This is a genomic window from [Zimmermannella] alba NBRC 15616, from assembly GCF_001570905.1.
GTDB classification, from domain to species: domain Bacteria; phylum Actinomycetota; class Actinomycetes; order Actinomycetales; family Microbacteriaceae; genus Pseudoclavibacter; species Pseudoclavibacter albus.
Window position 1 is genome coordinate 96,109 of the sequence record NZ_BCSO01000007.1, and the last position, 13,299, is coordinate 109,407.

The 13,299-nt window shown below is 61.7% G+C and carries 17 protein-coding genes and 2 tRNA genes; 13 read left to right on the forward strand and 6 right to left on the reverse strand.

Going from position 1 to position 13,299, the window contains the following annotated elements; genetic code table 11:
* Positions 1-25: 25 nt before the first annotated feature.
* The gene (locus ZAL01S_RS06260) at positions 26-367 is read right to left on the reverse strand and encodes a metallopeptidase family protein (RefSeq protein WP_066081398.1); all 342 of its coding nucleotides are present in this window, start codon (positions 365-367) and stop codon (positions 26-28) included.
* Between the two features lie 277 nt (positions 368-644).
* On the opposite strand from ZAL01S_RS06260, the gene ZAL01S_RS06265 reads away from it, so the two are divergent.
* A complete protein-coding gene (locus tag ZAL01S_RS06265; RefSeq protein WP_159421613.1) occupies positions 645-1,043 on the forward strand; it encodes a hypothetical protein in 399 nt (132 codons plus the stop codon).
* Positions 1,044-1,085: 42 nt separating this feature from the next.
* Complete coding sequence (locus ZAL01S_RS10330; RefSeq protein ID WP_159421614.1) at positions 1,086-1,628, forward strand: hypothetical protein; 543 nt, start codon at positions 1,086-1,088, stop codon at positions 1,626-1,628.
* Positions 1,629-1,791: 163 nt separating this feature from the next.
* Here ZAL01S_RS10330 and ZAL01S_RS06270 read toward each other — a convergent pair whose 3' ends face one another.
* Positions 1,792-2,037 (reverse strand): hypothetical protein, encoded by a 246-nt coding sequence (locus ZAL01S_RS06270; RefSeq protein WP_159421615.1) that lies wholly within the window; start codon positions 2,035-2,037, stop codon positions 1,792-1,794.
* A 253-nt stretch (positions 2,038-2,290) separates the two neighbouring features.
* Here ZAL01S_RS06270 and cmtR point away from each other — a divergent pair, with 253 nt between their 5' ends.
* The gene (cmtR, locus tag ZAL01S_RS06275; protein WP_066081340.1) at positions 2,291-2,659 is read left to right on the forward strand and encodes a Cd(II)/Pb(II)-sensing metalloregulatory transcriptional regulator CmtR; all 369 of its coding nucleotides are present in this window, start codon (positions 2,291-2,293) and stop codon (positions 2,657-2,659) included.
* Entirely contained in the window at positions 2,656-4,596 is a 1,941-nt protein-coding gene (locus ZAL01S_RS06280; RefSeq protein WP_066081343.1) for a heavy metal translocating P-type ATPase, read from the forward strand. Before cmtR ends, ZAL01S_RS06280 begins: the two co-directional genes overlap by 4 nt.
* A 331-nt stretch (positions 4,597-4,927) precedes the next feature.
* On the opposite strand, the gene ZAL01S_RS06285 is transcribed toward ZAL01S_RS06280, so the two are convergent.
* Positions 4,928-5,779 (reverse strand): phage major capsid protein, encoded by an 852-nt coding sequence (locus tag ZAL01S_RS06285; RefSeq protein ID WP_066081345.1) that lies wholly within the window; start codon positions 5,777-5,779, stop codon positions 4,928-4,930.
* Between the two features lie 193 nt (positions 5,780-5,972).
* Here ZAL01S_RS06285 and ZAL01S_RS06290 point away from each other — a divergent pair, with 193 nt between their 5' ends.
* Positions 5,973-6,353 carry a hypothetical protein gene (locus ZAL01S_RS06290; RefSeq protein WP_066081348.1) on the forward strand — a complete coding sequence of 127 codons (381 nt, stop codon included), beginning with the start codon at positions 5,973-5,975 and terminating at the stop codon, positions 6,351-6,353.
* Between the two features lie 126 nt (positions 6,354-6,479).
* Positions 6,480-6,899: a tyrosine-type recombinase/integrase gene (locus ZAL01S_RS10600; RefSeq protein ID WP_083523123.1), complete on the forward strand. Its 420-nt coding sequence runs from the start codon at positions 6,480-6,482 to the stop codon at positions 6,897-6,899.
* 57 nt (positions 6,900-6,956) lie between these two features.
* Here the strand turns inward: ZAL01S_RS10600 and ZAL01S_RS06300 are convergent.
* Both ZAL01S_RS06300 and orn read right to left on the reverse strand, forming a co-directional pair.
* A tRNA-His gene (locus tag ZAL01S_RS06300) sits at positions 6,957-7,032 on the reverse strand.
* 48 nt (positions 7,033-7,080) lie between these two features.
* A complete protein-coding gene (gene orn / locus ZAL01S_RS06305; RefSeq protein ID WP_159421616.1) occupies positions 7,081-7,722 on the reverse strand; it encodes an oligoribonuclease in 642 nt (213 codons plus the stop codon).
* 72 nt (positions 7,723-7,794) lie between these two features.
* Here orn and ZAL01S_RS06310 point away from each other — a divergent pair.
* Positions 7,795-7,867: transfer RNA gene (locus ZAL01S_RS06310), tRNA-Arg, on the forward strand.
* Position 7,868: 1 nt separating this feature from the next.
* Positions 7,869-8,711 (forward strand): ammonia-dependent NAD(+) synthetase, encoded by an 843-nt coding sequence (gene nadE / locus ZAL01S_RS06315; RefSeq protein ID WP_066081356.1) that lies wholly within the window; start codon positions 7,869-7,871, stop codon positions 8,709-8,711.
* Here nadE and ZAL01S_RS06320 read toward each other — a convergent pair.
* Complete coding sequence (locus ZAL01S_RS06320) at positions 8,693-8,971, reverse strand: hypothetical protein (RefSeq protein ID WP_066081359.1); 279 nt, start codon at positions 8,969-8,971, stop codon at positions 8,693-8,695. The genes nadE and ZAL01S_RS06320 overlap by 19 nt on opposite strands.
* A gap of 60 nt (positions 8,972-9,031) precedes the next feature.
* Between ZAL01S_RS06320 and msrA the strand changes: the two genes are divergently transcribed.
* The 5 genes from msrA (at position 9,032) to ZAL01S_RS06345 (ending at position 12,988) form a co-directional block, all read left to right on the forward strand.
* The gene (gene msrA, locus ZAL01S_RS06325; protein ID WP_066081401.1) at positions 9,032-9,553 is read left to right on the forward strand and encodes a peptide-methionine (S)-S-oxide reductase MsrA; all 522 of its coding nucleotides are present in this window, start codon (positions 9,032-9,034) and stop codon (positions 9,551-9,553) included.
* Between the two features lie 146 nt (positions 9,554-9,699).
* Positions 9,700-10,206 carry a single-stranded DNA-binding protein gene (gene ssb, locus ZAL01S_RS06330; RefSeq protein WP_159421617.1) on the forward strand — a complete coding sequence of 169 codons (507 nt, stop codon included), beginning with the start codon at positions 9,700-9,702 and terminating at the stop codon, positions 10,204-10,206.
* A gap of 50 nt (positions 10,207-10,256) precedes the next feature.
* Positions 10,257-10,718, forward strand: coding sequence for a DUF6993 domain-containing protein (locus ZAL01S_RS06335; protein ID WP_066081365.1), 462 nt, complete (start codon positions 10,257-10,259; stop codon positions 10,716-10,718).
* A gap of 68 nt (positions 10,719-10,786) precedes the next feature.
* Complete coding sequence (gene ettA / locus ZAL01S_RS06340; RefSeq protein WP_066081368.1) at positions 10,787-12,469, forward strand: energy-dependent translational throttle protein EttA; 1,683 nt, start codon at positions 10,787-10,789, stop codon at positions 12,467-12,469.
* Between the two features lie 66 nt (positions 12,470-12,535).
* Positions 12,536-12,988: an acyl-CoA thioesterase gene (locus tag ZAL01S_RS06345; protein ID WP_066081371.1), complete on the forward strand. Its 453-nt coding sequence runs from the start codon at positions 12,536-12,538 to the stop codon at positions 12,986-12,988.
* Positions 12,989-13,299 lie beyond the last annotated feature (311 nt).

Sequence of the window (13,299 nt, forward strand, 5' to 3'; positions counted from 1 at the left end):
GTCGGCGCTCGGTGTGTGTGAGTGTTTAGCCCCAGCCGAGCTCGTGCACTCGCTCTTCATCGATGCCGTAGTAGTGCGCGATCTCGTGGACGAGGGTCGTGTGCACTTCGTCGCGGAGCTCTTCTTCTGTCTCGCAGACCGCGAGGTGTGGTTCCCGGTAGACGATGATTCGGTCGGGGAGTTCCCCGAAGCCGTACTGGCCGCGCTCGGTGAGTGCGATGCCCTCGTAGAGTCCGAGGAGATCGAGCGACCCGTCCTCGGGGCGGTCCTCGACGACGAAGATGAGGTTCTCGAGTCCCTCAAACATCTCGTCGGGTAGCTCATCGAGCTCCTCGACGACGAGCCTTTCGAATGCCTCGCGCTCCATCTCCACACCGCCATCCTGCCAGCTTGCCCGGCAGCGAGGAACTGGGGCCAATGCGAAAAGCCCCGGCCCGAGATGATCTCGGAACCGGGGCCTTCACATTGGGGTGAGTAACGGGGCTTGAACCCCTACAGGCAGCCGCATGAATACGCGGAACTTTGCTGTTATCCCTGATCAGACGAAGGAACACGACCCCCTTGGATCAGCCTTGATCCTGGTGAATCTCGCATGGATGTGCTCAAAATGTGCTCACGAAACGGGGCAGCGATAGCATCAGGCCATGGCCAGGAATCAAGTCGGCGACGGGGAGATGTGGACCGCCGATGAAGCTACGGTGGTGCGCGACGGCAAACGGATCGGTTTGGGCCGCATCGCTGACCTACCGGAAGATGAATGGCGCGCGTGGGCACTCGATCGCACCGCCAATCCCGAACTCGATCCCTTCATTAACTGGGTGATCCTGAACTCATCAGAGCCGCGCGTCACTGCAGACGGAATCTGGACTTGGAGCGAGGGACACGCCTTGGTCTCAGCCTGCGAGGTCGTCAATGCAGAACGACTCCGACCCCCTGCAGCACTCTTTCAACCAGCTGAAGCCGAATGGCGTCGCTATTGGGATCGAGATAACTGGTGGTTACGCGGACACATTGCAGAGGTATGGCCGCTCCTCGAGTGGTGATGATCTGCAGACTGGGTCGTTCCTGGCTGGTATAACTGGCGCATGGATTGGGCATCTCTCATCGTCGCAGTTGGCTCGTTTGGTTTCGCGTGGCTCTCTTGGCGTCAGGCGAAGAAATCAGCCCAGGCTGCAAAAGAATCTGCTGCTGATGCAGCGAGGACAGCAAAGGCAACCGAGGAAACCAGTGTCCATGCAGAACGTCAGGTTGCGCTCGCAGTTGAGCGAAACGATGTCCATTGGGACGTTTCTTGGGTGCGTCCTGGTGTCGCCAACGTCAAGAACGAGGGGATGGACGATGCTCTAGACGTTCGGGTAGTCCTGACTGTTGATGGAGAGCTCTGCGAACACAGGGCTGAGACGGTACCTGCTGGTTCTTTCTTTTCTGTTGAGCATGAAACGGCAGCCCGTCTTGTCATTCAGGACGAAATAGAACGTGCACGCGAGACCGAGACTCACAATCAATTTTCTGTCTTCGTCTCGCCTCTCGAAGGGTATTCGACCTATTGGCGCATTAGCTGGCGGACGCCCCTTGGGCGGCACCATGAGGTCGAAGGGAAACACCCCTTTGACAGCCTTCTGCCATGAGCGAGTGCCCGCCTGCTGGCATTTGCAGGCGGGCACTCGCTTGGGCGCTGGTCGGGTCTACAGGCCGAACGGTCCCCTCACCGTCCATCCATTCCCGGCCACCGTGCAAACACCGGCCCCGGGTGAGGTTGACGCCCAAACCGACAACAGTGTCGGCAGTCAACTAGCCACTCACGAGTTTCAAACGAGAACGAGCAGACGAAGACGACCGGCTCACCTCGGACGGCTGCACGTCGTCCACGATCACCCAGCGATGCCGAGCCATACCCGACGACGAGAGCCCCAGCTCCTCGCCCATACGAAGGACAACCGTCCGGTCAGCAGCAGACGCACCCTCGTCGAGCGAACGCTCGAGCGCGAGCACATACAGGCCAACGGCAGTCCCAAGCTGCAGACGCTGCCACTCCACTGCCTGAGGCAAACGCCACAAGCGACGCCACTCAGCACGCCCCCACTCCGACAACTCGACCGGCAACGGCCAGACAGGCACGCGACCCTTCCGGCCAGCCGCTGGCAGCGCCGTCCACTCAATCCCGCGCCGCTCCGAACGAAGCGAATTCGGATCAGCCGGGCGACCACCACGGCCATGAGCTCCACGAGGCACGAAAACCACCGATTCTGGGCGGTGCCACTAGTACATCAATTGCTGTACAGTACATCGTATGATGAATATTGAATCACGGATCGATGCGATGAACCGGCTTGGCCGCGCCATGGCCGACCCCACCCGGTCACGCATCCTCCTGTCCTTGCTGCACGAACCCGGATACCCAGCGGAACTTGCCCAGGCCCTGGGACTGAGCCGCGCCAACGTTTCCAACCATTTGACTTGCCTGCGCGGCTGCGGAATTGTCGTGGCGAAAATGGAAGGCCGCAAAACCCGGTACGAAATCACCGATCCTCACCTCACCACCGCCCTGAGCGCCCTGGTTGACGTGACGTTGGCCGTCGATGATCAAGTACCTTGCCTGGACTCTTCCTGCCCTGACTGCGCCACCAGCGCCGATCGAGAACACGGGGAGCAAGCATGAGTTCCGCCTGCGGTTGCGATTCACCGGAACCCACCGAAGAATTCGAAGAGGAACTGCCCTGGTGGCGGGATTGGCACGTGCTCGTCCCCATAGCCTCAGGCGTTTTCTTCCTCGCTGGGCTCGTCCTTGAATGGAGCACCCACGGCGAAAGCGCCGCCATCGTGGCCTTGGCGCTGTTTTGGATCGGCCTGCTGCTGGGCGCTTTTACCTTTGTGCCCGGCGCCCTGCGAAACCTGTTCACGAAACGGAAACTCGGCATTGGGCTGCTGATGACCATCAGCGCCACCGGTGCGGTCATCCTCGGATATATCGAAGAAGCCGCAGCCCTGGCATTCCTGTATTCCATTGCCGAAGCCCTGGAAGACAAAGCCATGGACAGGGCACGCTCGGGCCTGCGCTCTTTGTTGAAGCTCGTCCCGGAAACGGCCACCGTCATCCGTGACGACGCACCGGTCGTGGTCAGTGCAGCAGAGATCAAGATTGGCGATGCCCTGCGCGTGAAGCCTGGTGAACGCTTGGCAACCGATGGCGTGGTCAGCCAAGGATCAAGCAGCTTGGACACCTCCGCTATCACGGGGGAATCAATTCCCGTCGAAGTAACCGTAGGCGACCAGGTTGCTGCTGGTTCCATCAATTCATCCGGCGCGCTAGTAGTCACTGCAACGGCAAACGGCACGGACAACTCCCTGACCACGTTGGTGAGCCTGGTCGAGCAAGCCCAGTCGGAACGTGGCGAACGGGCACGGCTCGCTGACCGCATTGCCCGCCCGCTGGTTCCCGGTGTCATCGTCCTGGCCGTACTGGTTGCTGTGCTTGGAGCGATCTTCGGCGATCCCGAAACCTGGATCACCCGCGCACTGATCGTGCTGGTCGCAGCCTCGCCTTGCGCGATGGCCATCGCTGTTCCTGTCACCGTTGTTTCCGCCATTGGAGCTGCCAGCAAGTTCGGTGTCATCATCAAAAGCGGAGCAGCCTTCGAACGGCTTGGTTCCCTGCGCCGCATCGCGGTAGATAAAACTGGAACGCTCACACGCAATCAGCCAGTGGTCACGCAAATCCAGACCGTTGATGATTCGACTCGCGAAGAGGTGCTCGCCGTTGCTGCCGCCCTGGAACAGCACAGCACCCACCCTCTAGCTACGGCCATCACCGCAGCAGTACCCGCGATCCCGGAGGCAGCGGCGGTTAACGAAGAGTCAGGACACGGCATTACCGGCGTCCTGGATGGTGTTCAGGTCGGGGTCGGCAGTCCTCGATGGATTGCCCCAGGATCGCTTGCTTCCGCTGTTGAATCCATGGAGGCCTCCGGGCAAACCTGCGTCATGGTCACCCGTGCAGAGCAGGTCATTGGCGTGATCGGCGTGCGCGATGAACTACGCCCTGAAGCCGCTGAGGCAATTCGAGACCTGCATAACCAGGGAATCGACGTGGTGATGCTCACCGGCGATAACTCCCGTACTGCCCACGCGCTGGCTTCAACCGCCGGTATAGACACCGTTCATGCCGAACTGCGACCTGAAGACAAGGCCCGTGAAATCGCTTCGTCGGTGCAACAGGTTCCTACAGGGATGATCGGTGACGGGATCAACGATGCCCCTGCCTTGGCTAGCGCTACCGTGGGGATTGCGATGGGTGCTACCGGTGCCGATGCCGCCATAGAATCAGCCGACGTAGCCTTCACCGGCCATGACTTGAGACTGATCCCGCAAGCCTTGTCCCATGCCCGACGGGGCCGAGCGATCATGAATCAGAACATCGTCCTGTCAATGGCGATCATCGTTGTCCTGCTGCCCTTGGCTATTACCGGAGTGCTTGGATTAGCCGCGGTAGTGCTGGTTCACGAGGTCGCAGAAGTCATCGTGATTGCCAACGGCCTTCGTGCTGCCCGTATCCACCGCAAGCAGCTCACCCAGCAGCCGGGCAACGTCCTGCACTAGCGCTGGTTTCGTTGCCGTTGAAGGCGGGGCACTATTTCCACCGGGAAATTAGCGCCCCGCCTTCAACCATCTAAAACCAAAGCGGGTGGTGCTGTGCGATGCGCCATTTTTAACGGTGATAAACCGCCAATTGAAACTAACAGTCATACGCCGGGGATTCCTGGTTCTTGGTTGTCTGGTCAAAACGACCCTTTCTGGAATGTCTGGTTCATCTCAGACCGGAGAGACCTCCCCGGCGGTAATGGCAGCCAGGTCGCGCGGGGGTCCCTCCCCGGGTGTTTGACGGTGCAGGAGGAGTAACGCAGGGGTCGCCCCTCCTGCCGGGTCGGCGTTACGCTGCTGCGAGCTTGATGCGGACGATGGACTTTGCGTGGGGGTAGGCGAAGTCCACCCGGGCGACGCCTCGGAGCGCTGTCGCGTCGCTGGTGAAGAACACGGATTCATCAGCGCGAACGGTCACGTCTTCACGGACCACGGTGAACACGCGGGTCGAGTCCAGTCCGTAAATCGTTCCGGCGGGAACAAACGGCGAGGTCTTGAGGGCGACCCCACTAATACGGCGGGTGGCACCCTCGGTCGCGTCGACAGCAAGGAGCGGCTCGTTGGATCCGGTTTCATGCTTGAGCGCGGCGAGCGTGAGCGCGTCTGCAGGGTTCGCGATGAACGTGTTGAGCGTTGCGCCGATCGTTTTGGCAGCGAACACAGCGTTCGTGAAGGGGTCCGCGTTCTCCCACTTCGTGCCTGCGGTGATCGTCGTGATCTCCGTGTCCTTGAACGCGCCGAGGCCCTTGGGCGGTACGCCGAGGCCGTCGTTCGTGCTCAGGAACGCCTCGTCGATTTTGCGGGCAAGGTCACGAGCAATCGACTCACCAACCACCTGCGAGGCTGCAGGTGAGGAGTCATTGACGAGCTCGTTACTGAGCTTCGTGAGCGCTGCGATCTTGCGTGGCTTCGCGATTGCCTCGTCGAGCGTCGCGTCAGATTCCGCGATCTCAGCAAGTTCAGCGACCCACGAGGTGTTCACATCCTCGGTGATGACGGGAATGTGGAAGGTCGAGTTGTTCGTTCGAACGACGTTCGTGCTCGACATGGCGACGGACATGGGGACCGTGGTCGCGATGAGGAGCTGACCGAATCCGTTGGGGAGGAAAGCAGACGGGGTTTCAGGCTTTGACATTGCCATGGGAGATTTCTCCGTTCAGGTGGCGCGTGAACGCGCATGCGAATGAATGGTTCCGGACGGGGCTCTGCCTCACCGTTCGGGTGCCACCTGGGCTGTCGTGTCGATCAGGGCGGGCACCTGGCCCGGCATCCTGTTCGACGTTTCTAGGATACCGGGCCGGGTCCGCGTTAGGGCTTCTTGAGGAGTCCGTTCCATGACTTTTTCGTGTCACTGCCGACTGGGAGCCCTTGCGGCCTTGGTCTGCGGATCCTTCAAAGCGGCGGCCCTGGAGTCCGAGGCGGGCTGCGATCTCGCGGGCGGTTGTTTCGACGGCTTCATCGTTGATGTGGCCTTCATCGTTGAGGAACTGCTCGAGTTCAGCTCCACCGGCCCAGAATCCTTCGGGTTCGTAGCCGAGGGCTTTGACCTGACGGTCGATGACGGTTCGGCGGATTGTGTTGAGTTGTTCGGTGAGCTGGTCGCGTTGACCTTCGACTTCGCGGAGCTTGCGGCGGTACTTCGCGGCCTCATTGTTGCCTCGGTCGTGCATCGTGCCCACAGCATCCTCGCTGGGATCCTGCGATCTCGCAGTTGATGATCGGGCTATCGCCGTCAACCCTGCCCGTAGCGTCACCCTGCCACGGAAAACACGCGGGTCTCACGCCTACCTCACCGCCGAACAAGTGGCACGCCTCGCCGCTGAGGCAGGCCCACAGCTGAAATCACGGCATCAAAGAGCGGGGAACGTCGAGAGGTGCCCATTCCTGCAGAGATCATGAAGCTCGTCCCGCTCACGCTGCCCGAAGCTCTCGTGTGGCCGTCACCATCGACGAGGCAAATGAGGCCACTGCAGAAAACGACCGGCTGGTTCTCGGGCGCCGTCAAGCGTTGCCAAGCCAACGACGAGCATTTCCCGCGCGTCACACCCCACGACCTGCGACACACTGCCGCCTCGCTCGCCGTCTCTGCCGGTGCGAACGTGAAAGTCATCCAACGGATGCTTGGGCACACGAGCGCGGCACTCACCTTGGACCAGTACGCCGACCTCTTCGACGATGACCTTGACGCGGTCGCAGAACGGTTGAACCTCGTGGTGCTCGAAACAAAATGTGCCCAAAATGTGCCCAAAACGGGTTCTTGACCAACGAGTAAGGCCCCGACTTCCCAGTATTTCCCTGGGGAGTCGGGGCCTTCACATTGGGGTGAGTAACGGGGCTTGAACCCGCGACCTCCTGGACCACAACCAAGCGCTCTACCAGCTGAGCTATACCCACCATGCGGCTGCATGCGATGCCTTGGCATCTGCAGGCAACCAGAGCATACTACGCCATTTTGACGTGCGGTGCGAGAATCGGCGCAAAGTCTTCGGCGATCTTGCTCGAGCAGGCCTTCGCCTCATCGCTCGAGGGGCCCGGCTGCGGCACGAACACGGCCTCGCGGTAGTAGCGGAGCTCGCGAATCGACTCGAGGATGTCGGCGCTGGCGCGGTGGCCGCCGTGCTTCTCGGGCGAGTTGAAGTAGGCACGCGGGAACCAGCGGCGCGAGAGCTCCTTGACGGCCGACACATCAACAGAGCGGTAGTGGAGGTGCGCGTCGAGCTCCGGCATGTACTTCGAGATGAACGTGCGATCAGTGCCGATTGTGTTTCCGGCGAGCGGAGCCGTCTTCGCGGCAGGAACGTGCTTCTTCACGTACTCGAGCACGCGCCGCTCCGCCTCGTCGAGCGGAATACCGTTCGGGATCTCATCCAGCAGGCCTGAGGTGGTGTGCATGTTGCGCACGAAGTCGTTCATCTGCTCGAGCGCTGCTTGAGAGCAGGAGATGACGATGTCGATGCCCTCGTCCAGCACATTGAGTTCGAAATCGGTCACGAAGGCCGCAACTTCAACCAGCTCATCCTTGTCGGGGTTGAGGCCGGTCATTTCACAGTCAATCCAGACGAGGCGATCGTTCGTTCCACTCATGGTGACCATCGTATGTTGTGAGGAGATCGAGCTTCGATGTCGTATCGCCCGGTTACAGTTGAAGGTGACCATGCCTCCGTAGCTCAGTGGATAGAGCAGCGGCCTTCTAATCCGTTGGTCACAGGTTCGAATCCTGTCGGGGGCGCATGCGAGAACAGCAGCAGTCCATCATCCGCGCGCTCCGAGTGCAGCCCGAGATCGAGCCAGCTTCGGAGCTTGCGGTGCGTATCGCGTTCATGCAGGACTACCTTCGTGCAACGCACGCGGCAGGATTTGTGCTCGGGATCTCGGGCGGCCAGGACTCGACGCTCGTCGGGCGCCTCGCGCAGCTTGCCGTTGAAGGTGTGCGCGAAGAGGGGCTCGACGCGCGATTTGTTGCTGTCCGCCTGCCGCACGGTGTGCAGCAGGACGAGGACGACGCGCAGCTGGCGCTCTCGTTCATCCAGCCGGATGAGGTCGTGACGGTCAACATTCAAGGCGCTGTCGCGGGCCTCGAAGCAGCGCTCGAAGCTGGTATCCCGGGGCTTGAGCTCAGCGACTTCAACCGCGGCAACGTGAAGGCTCGCATGCGCATGCTCGCTCAGTATGCGATCGCTGGTGAACGCAAGATGCTCGTGCTCGGCACCGACCAGGCCGCCGAAGCGGTGACCGGCTTCTACACGAAGTACGGCGACGGCGGCACCGACCTCAACCCCATCGCTGGGCTCACGAAGGAGCAGGGACGCGAGATCCTCCGCGAACTCAACGCTCCGGAGCGCCTGTGGCAGAAGGCGCCGACCGCAGACCTGCTCGACACGAAGCCCGGCCGACTCGACGAAGACGAACTTGGTCTTCGCTACCAGGATATCGACGCCTACCTCACCGGCTACGACGTGCCCGAGGACGTTGCTCGCAAAATCGAGTCGATCTACTCGCGCAGCAGCCACAAGCGCCACATGCCCGTCCTTCCAACCGACACGTGGTGGCGCGTTCAGGCAGCAGACGAATAACGCAGCACCTGCGCGACCTCATCGAGTGAGCGCACCTTCGCGAGCGAGGTGAAACCGCGGCGATCACGGCGCATGACGCTGAGCTCGTAGCGATCTGCAGCCGGGTCATCCGTGTTCGCAGGGAGCTCGTCGAGGTAGGCGGCAACGCGCCCATCTGGGTGGACGAGGCGCCAACGACTGCCGCGAAGCGGCACCATCGTGAGCCCGAGTGATTTGTGATACTGCGGGGCAGTTCGGGGCGTGAGCTGCGTGACGTTCATGGCTCGCACGTTACGAGGGACCACCGACATTCGATTTCGGCTCGATAGTCTGCGCACATGATGCAGCAATTTGTCCTCGCCGGCGGATGCTTCTGGTGCCTCGATGCGGCCTACCGACCCCTGCGTGGGGTCATCTCGGTCGAGTCGGGCTACACGGGCGGCACTGTTGCCGATCCGAGCTACGAACTCGTGTGCACAGGGGAGACGGGCCACGCCGAAGCGGTCCGGGTGACCTTTGACGACGAGGTTCTTCCGGTCGATGTCGTCCTCGACGCCTTCTTCACGATGCACGATCCGACGCAACTCAATCGCCAGGGTGCCGACGTTGGTACCCAGTACCGATCGGCAATGTTCCCCGCGGACGATGCCCAGCGCGAACTCTTCGAGCAGGCCCGCACTCGCGCCCAGGAATGGTGGGATGACGAGATCGTCACGACGATGGAACCGCTCAGTGCGTTCTACCTCGCCGAAGAACACCACCAGGATTTCTTCCGCAAGAACCCGTTCCAGGGGTACTGCCTCGCGGTTGCCGTACCGAAAGCACAAAAGGTGCGTCAGCGCTTCGCGTCGTACGCCACGTAGTCGTTTCCTGCGTTCGATCCAGAAACGGGCTGTGGAAAGCGCCACTCTCCACAGCTTTGCTGGCCCTCCTGCTCGTTGCCGTCGCCGTTCGTGCACGCTGTCCTCGCCGTGCTCGAGATGGGCTCGAGCGGCAGGAGGGAACCATCATGAACGACGTGGTGACGCTTCGCGGACACCTCGGCACGGCTCCGGAGCGACGTGCCACTTCGAGGGGGACGCTGCTCACGAGCTTTCGCCTCGCGACGCAGTCTCGACGCTTTGACCGTGACAGCGGACGCTGGATTGACGCGGGCACGAACTGGTACACCGTGACCGCCTGGCGTCAGTTGGGCGAACGAGCCTGTCAAGCCCTTGCGAAGGGCGATCGCGTCATCGTCGTCGGCAACTTGCGTATCCGCGACTACGAACGCTCCGACGGGACGACCGGCCGCAGCGTCGAAATTGATGCCGAGGCCATTGGTCCCGACCTCAGCCAGCGCGCTGCACAGGAACAGCCCGCAGCGCCGGAGCGGCCCCGCGAAGCACCTCCGCAGGCTCCGGCGCCGGAGCTGTCGACCTCTCCGCAGCCGAGCAACGCAGCCTGGGCAGCACCCGGCACAGAGCCACATTCGTCCGTCCTCGTCGAGTCTGAGTCGGCGGTCGTCCCGTTCTAATAGGATGACGGGCGTTCGGGTGCATGCCCGAACGCCCAGGAAAGGACCCAATGGCCCGTCGACTCGCGTTTCTCACGCTGGCTGCTGCTGCGTCGCTTGTATTGACCGCGTGCCAGTCCTCAGCACCGACGCCCTCGCCCGCGTCCTCTGAAGCAGGCGCGACGTCCGCCTCCCCGGCCGCCAGCGCCGTCTTCAACCCTGGTGGCTCCGCCCAGGACAACAAGGCTTTCTTTGACAAGGTCAACGAACAGACTCTCGCCGCGAACGAGAAGGCGAGCTCGAACGACCTCGTGAACGCCTTGAGCGCTGCAGGGTTCGACAAGGGCGCGATGCAAGTCACTGCCGACAAGACGCCAACCGGTCTCGACGTTGATTTCGTCATTGTGTCCGTGAAGATGGGGAATGAATGCCTCATCGGGCAGCGCGCGGTCGAGGGATACGTCTCCGAAGTCGCGCCGGTTCTGTCGACGGGGGAGTGCCTCATCGGGCAGACCCAAGCTATTGACTGGTAGACAAGAGACAGCAAAGTCGAGGGTCCGGCAACGTCGGGCCGCAACTCGCACCACTCAGGAAGAAGGACATGGCCGAGTACATCTACCAAATGATCCGCGCACGCAAGGCGGTTGGTGACAAGCTCATTCTTGACGACGTCACGATGTCGTTTTTCCCTGGCGCCAAGATCGGTATGGTCGGTCCGAACGGTGCCGGTAAGTCGACGATCCTGAAGATCATGGCTGGCCTTGACCAGCCCTCGAACGGTGACGCGATGCTTACGCCGGGCTTCACCGTCGGCATCCTCATGCAGGAGCCCGAGCTCGACGAGTCGAAGACGGTCCTCGAGAACGTCCAGGACGGTGTCGGCGAGCTGTACGGCAAGATCCAGCGGTTCAACGCCATTTCGGCGGAGATGGCCGAGCCGGACGCTGACTTCGACGCGCTCATGGAAGAGATGGGCAAGCTCCAGGAGGCCATCGACGCCGCCGACGCGTGGGACCTCGACTCGCAGCTCGAGCAGGCCATGGAGGCGCTCCGCCTTCCGCCGGCAGACGCCGACATCTCCGTCCTCTCGGGTGGCGAGAAGCGTCGCGTCGCACTCTGTAAGCTCCTCCTCGAGAAGCCTGACCTGCTTCTCCTCGACGAGCCCACGAACCACCTCGACGCCGAGAGCGTGCTCTGGCTCGAGCAGCACCTCCAGAAGTACCCCGGCGCCGTGATCGCGATCACCCACGACCGGTACTTCCTCGACCACGTCGCCGAGTGGATCGCGGAGGTCGACCGCGGCCGCCTCTACCCCTACGAGGGCAACTACTCGACGTACCTCGAGAAGAAGAAGGAACGCCTCCAGATTCAGGGGCAGAAGGACGCCAAGCTCGCGAAGCGTCTTGCCGACGAACTCGAGTGGGTTCGCTCGAACGCGAAGGGCCGCCAGGCCAAGTCGAAGGCCCGTCTTGCTCGCTACGAGGAGATGGCTGCCGAGGCCGAGCGCACCCGCAAGCTCGACTTCGAAGAGATTCAGATTCCGCCGGGGCCGCGCCTTGGCAACGTGGTGATCGAAGCGACCAACCTCAAGAAGGGCTTCGGTGACCGCGTCCTGTTCGAGGACCTCTCGTTCTCGCTGCCGCGAAACGGCATCGTCGGCATCATCGGCCCGAACGGTGTCGGTAAGACGACGCTCTTCAAGACGATCGTCGGTCTCGAGGAACTCGACGGCGGTGAACTCAAGATCGGTGAGACGGTCAAGCTTTCCTACGTCGACCAGACCCGTGGCGGCATCGACCCCGAGAAGACCCTCTGGGAAGTCGTCTCGGATGGCCTTGACTTCATCCAGGTCGGCAACGTCGAAATCCCGTCGCGCGCCTACGTGTCGAAGTTCGGCTTCAAGGGACCGGACCAGCAGAAGAAGGCAGGTGTGCTCTCCGGCGGTGAGCGCAACCGCTTGAACCTCGCCCTCACGCTCAAGCAGGGTGGAAACCTCCTGCTCCTTGACGAGCCGACGAACGACCTCGACGTCGAAACCCTGTCGAGTCTCGAAAAGGCACTCCTCGAGTTCCCGGGCTGTGCCGTGGTCATCACCCACGACCGCTGGTTCCTCGACCGCATCGCGACGCACATCCTCGCGTACGAAGGTACCGCCGAGAACCCCTCGAAGTGGCACTGGTTCGAAGGCAACTTCGAAGGCTACGAGGCCAACAAGATCGAGCGTCTTGGGCCTGAGGCGGCAAAGCCGTCGCGAGTCACCTACCGCAAGCTCACGCGCGACTAATCCCCGCGCCACGAAACGGCCCCGCACCACGCGGGGCCGTTTCGTTCAACTCAGAAAGGATTCGATATGCGCCTGCACGTGCCAATCGCTCTTCGTTGGAGCGACATGGACGCCTACAACCACGTCAACAACGCGCGCATCTTCACGCTGCTCGAAGAGGCGCGCGTGCGCGCCTTCTGGGTGGGCGAAGACTCCGCGGCCACGCCGCTGTCATCCGCCGACGATCACACCTTGACCCTCATCGCGCGTCAGGAAATCGAGTACGTGCGGCCCATCGAATACCGGGCAAAGCCGATTGATGTGCAGCTCTGGTGCACCCACCTGGGGAGCGCGAGCTGCGATGTCGCGTATGAGATCTACGACGAGGCCGGCGAGGAACTCTATGTCCGCGCGCTCACAACGGTCGTGTTTGTGGATGCTGAAACGCAGCGCCCGCGACGACTGCGCGACGATGAGCGCGATGCATGGCAGGCCTACCTTGGCGACGCGCCCGGGTTTCGTCGACGTCCACGCGGCTAATAATCGCAAAGAAGGCCAGATCAATTAGGAAATCGACCGGGGCAGTGGCGTGTTTGGTGCAGAACCCGAATTGACGAGCCCGGGAACTTGGTCGTAAGTTATTCGAGTTGCCAACGCGAGCTACACGGCTCCGGCAACGCGACTCAGTCACCTGAAGTCGAGCGACACGCCGACTTGACGGTAACGAATCCCTGAGCATAAGCTGAACGAGTTGTCGCAAAGCGAAGTCTTTCGCTGGAGCAACACGAGCATCTCAGGCAGATCGAGCGACACGCCGATTTGACAAGATTCACCTGAGACGTAAACTAGAG

What these genes read in the sequence shown, in the direction of transcription:
- msrA (WP_066081401.1), top strand. Translation starts at nt 9,032, where the DNA reads ATGCAGCAATTTGTCCTCGCCGGCGGATGCTTCTGGTGCCTCGATGCG.
- orn (WP_159421616.1), bottom strand. Translation starts at nt 7,722, where the DNA reads ATGAGTGGAACGAACGATCGCCTCGTCTGGATTGACTGTGAAATGACC.
- ZAL01S_RS06280 (WP_066081343.1), top strand. Translation starts at nt 2,656, where the DNA reads ATGAGTTCCGCCTGCGGTTGCGATTCACCGGAACCCACCGAAGAATTC.
- ZAL01S_RS06260 (WP_066081398.1), bottom strand. Translation starts at nt 367, where the DNA reads ATGGAGCGCGAGGCATTCGAAAGGCTCGTCGTCGAGGAGCTCGATGAG.
- ZAL01S_RS06265 (WP_159421613.1), top strand. Translation starts at nt 645, where the DNA reads ATGGCCAGGAATCAAGTCGGCGACGGGGAGATGTGGACCGCCGATGAA.
- ettA (WP_066081368.1), top strand. Translation starts at nt 10,787, where the DNA reads ATGGCCGAGTACATCTACCAAATGATCCGCGCACGCAAGGCGGTTGGT.
- ZAL01S_RS10330 (WP_159421614.1), top strand. Translation starts at nt 1,086, where the DNA reads ATGGATTGGGCATCTCTCATCGTCGCAGTTGGCTCGTTTGGTTTCGCG.
- ZAL01S_RS06345 (WP_066081371.1), top strand. Translation starts at nt 12,536, where the DNA reads ATGCGCCTGCACGTGCCAATCGCTCTTCGTTGGAGCGACATGGACGCC.
- ZAL01S_RS06285 (WP_066081345.1), bottom strand. Translation starts at nt 5,779, where the DNA reads ATGGCAATGTCAAAGCCTGAAACCCCGTCTGCTTTCCTCCCCAACGGA.
- nadE (WP_066081356.1), top strand. Translation starts at nt 7,869, where the DNA reads ATGCGAGAACAGCAGCAGTCCATCATCCGCGCGCTCCGAGTGCAGCCC.
- ZAL01S_RS06335 (WP_066081365.1), top strand. Translation starts at nt 10,257, where the DNA reads ATGGCCCGTCGACTCGCGTTTCTCACGCTGGCTGCTGCTGCGTCGCTT.
- ZAL01S_RS06290 (WP_066081348.1), top strand. Translation starts at nt 5,973, where the DNA reads ATGACTTTTTCGTGTCACTGCCGACTGGGAGCCCTTGCGGCCTTGGTC.
- ssb (WP_159421617.1), top strand. Translation starts at nt 9,700, where the DNA reads ATGAACGACGTGGTGACGCTTCGCGGACACCTCGGCACGGCTCCGGAG.
- cmtR (WP_066081340.1), top strand. Translation starts at nt 2,291, where the DNA reads ATGATGAATATTGAATCACGGATCGATGCGATGAACCGGCTTGGCCGC.
- ZAL01S_RS06320 (WP_066081359.1), bottom strand. Translation starts at nt 8,971, where the DNA reads ATGAACGTCACGCAGCTCACGCCCCGAACTGCCCCGCAGTATCACAAA.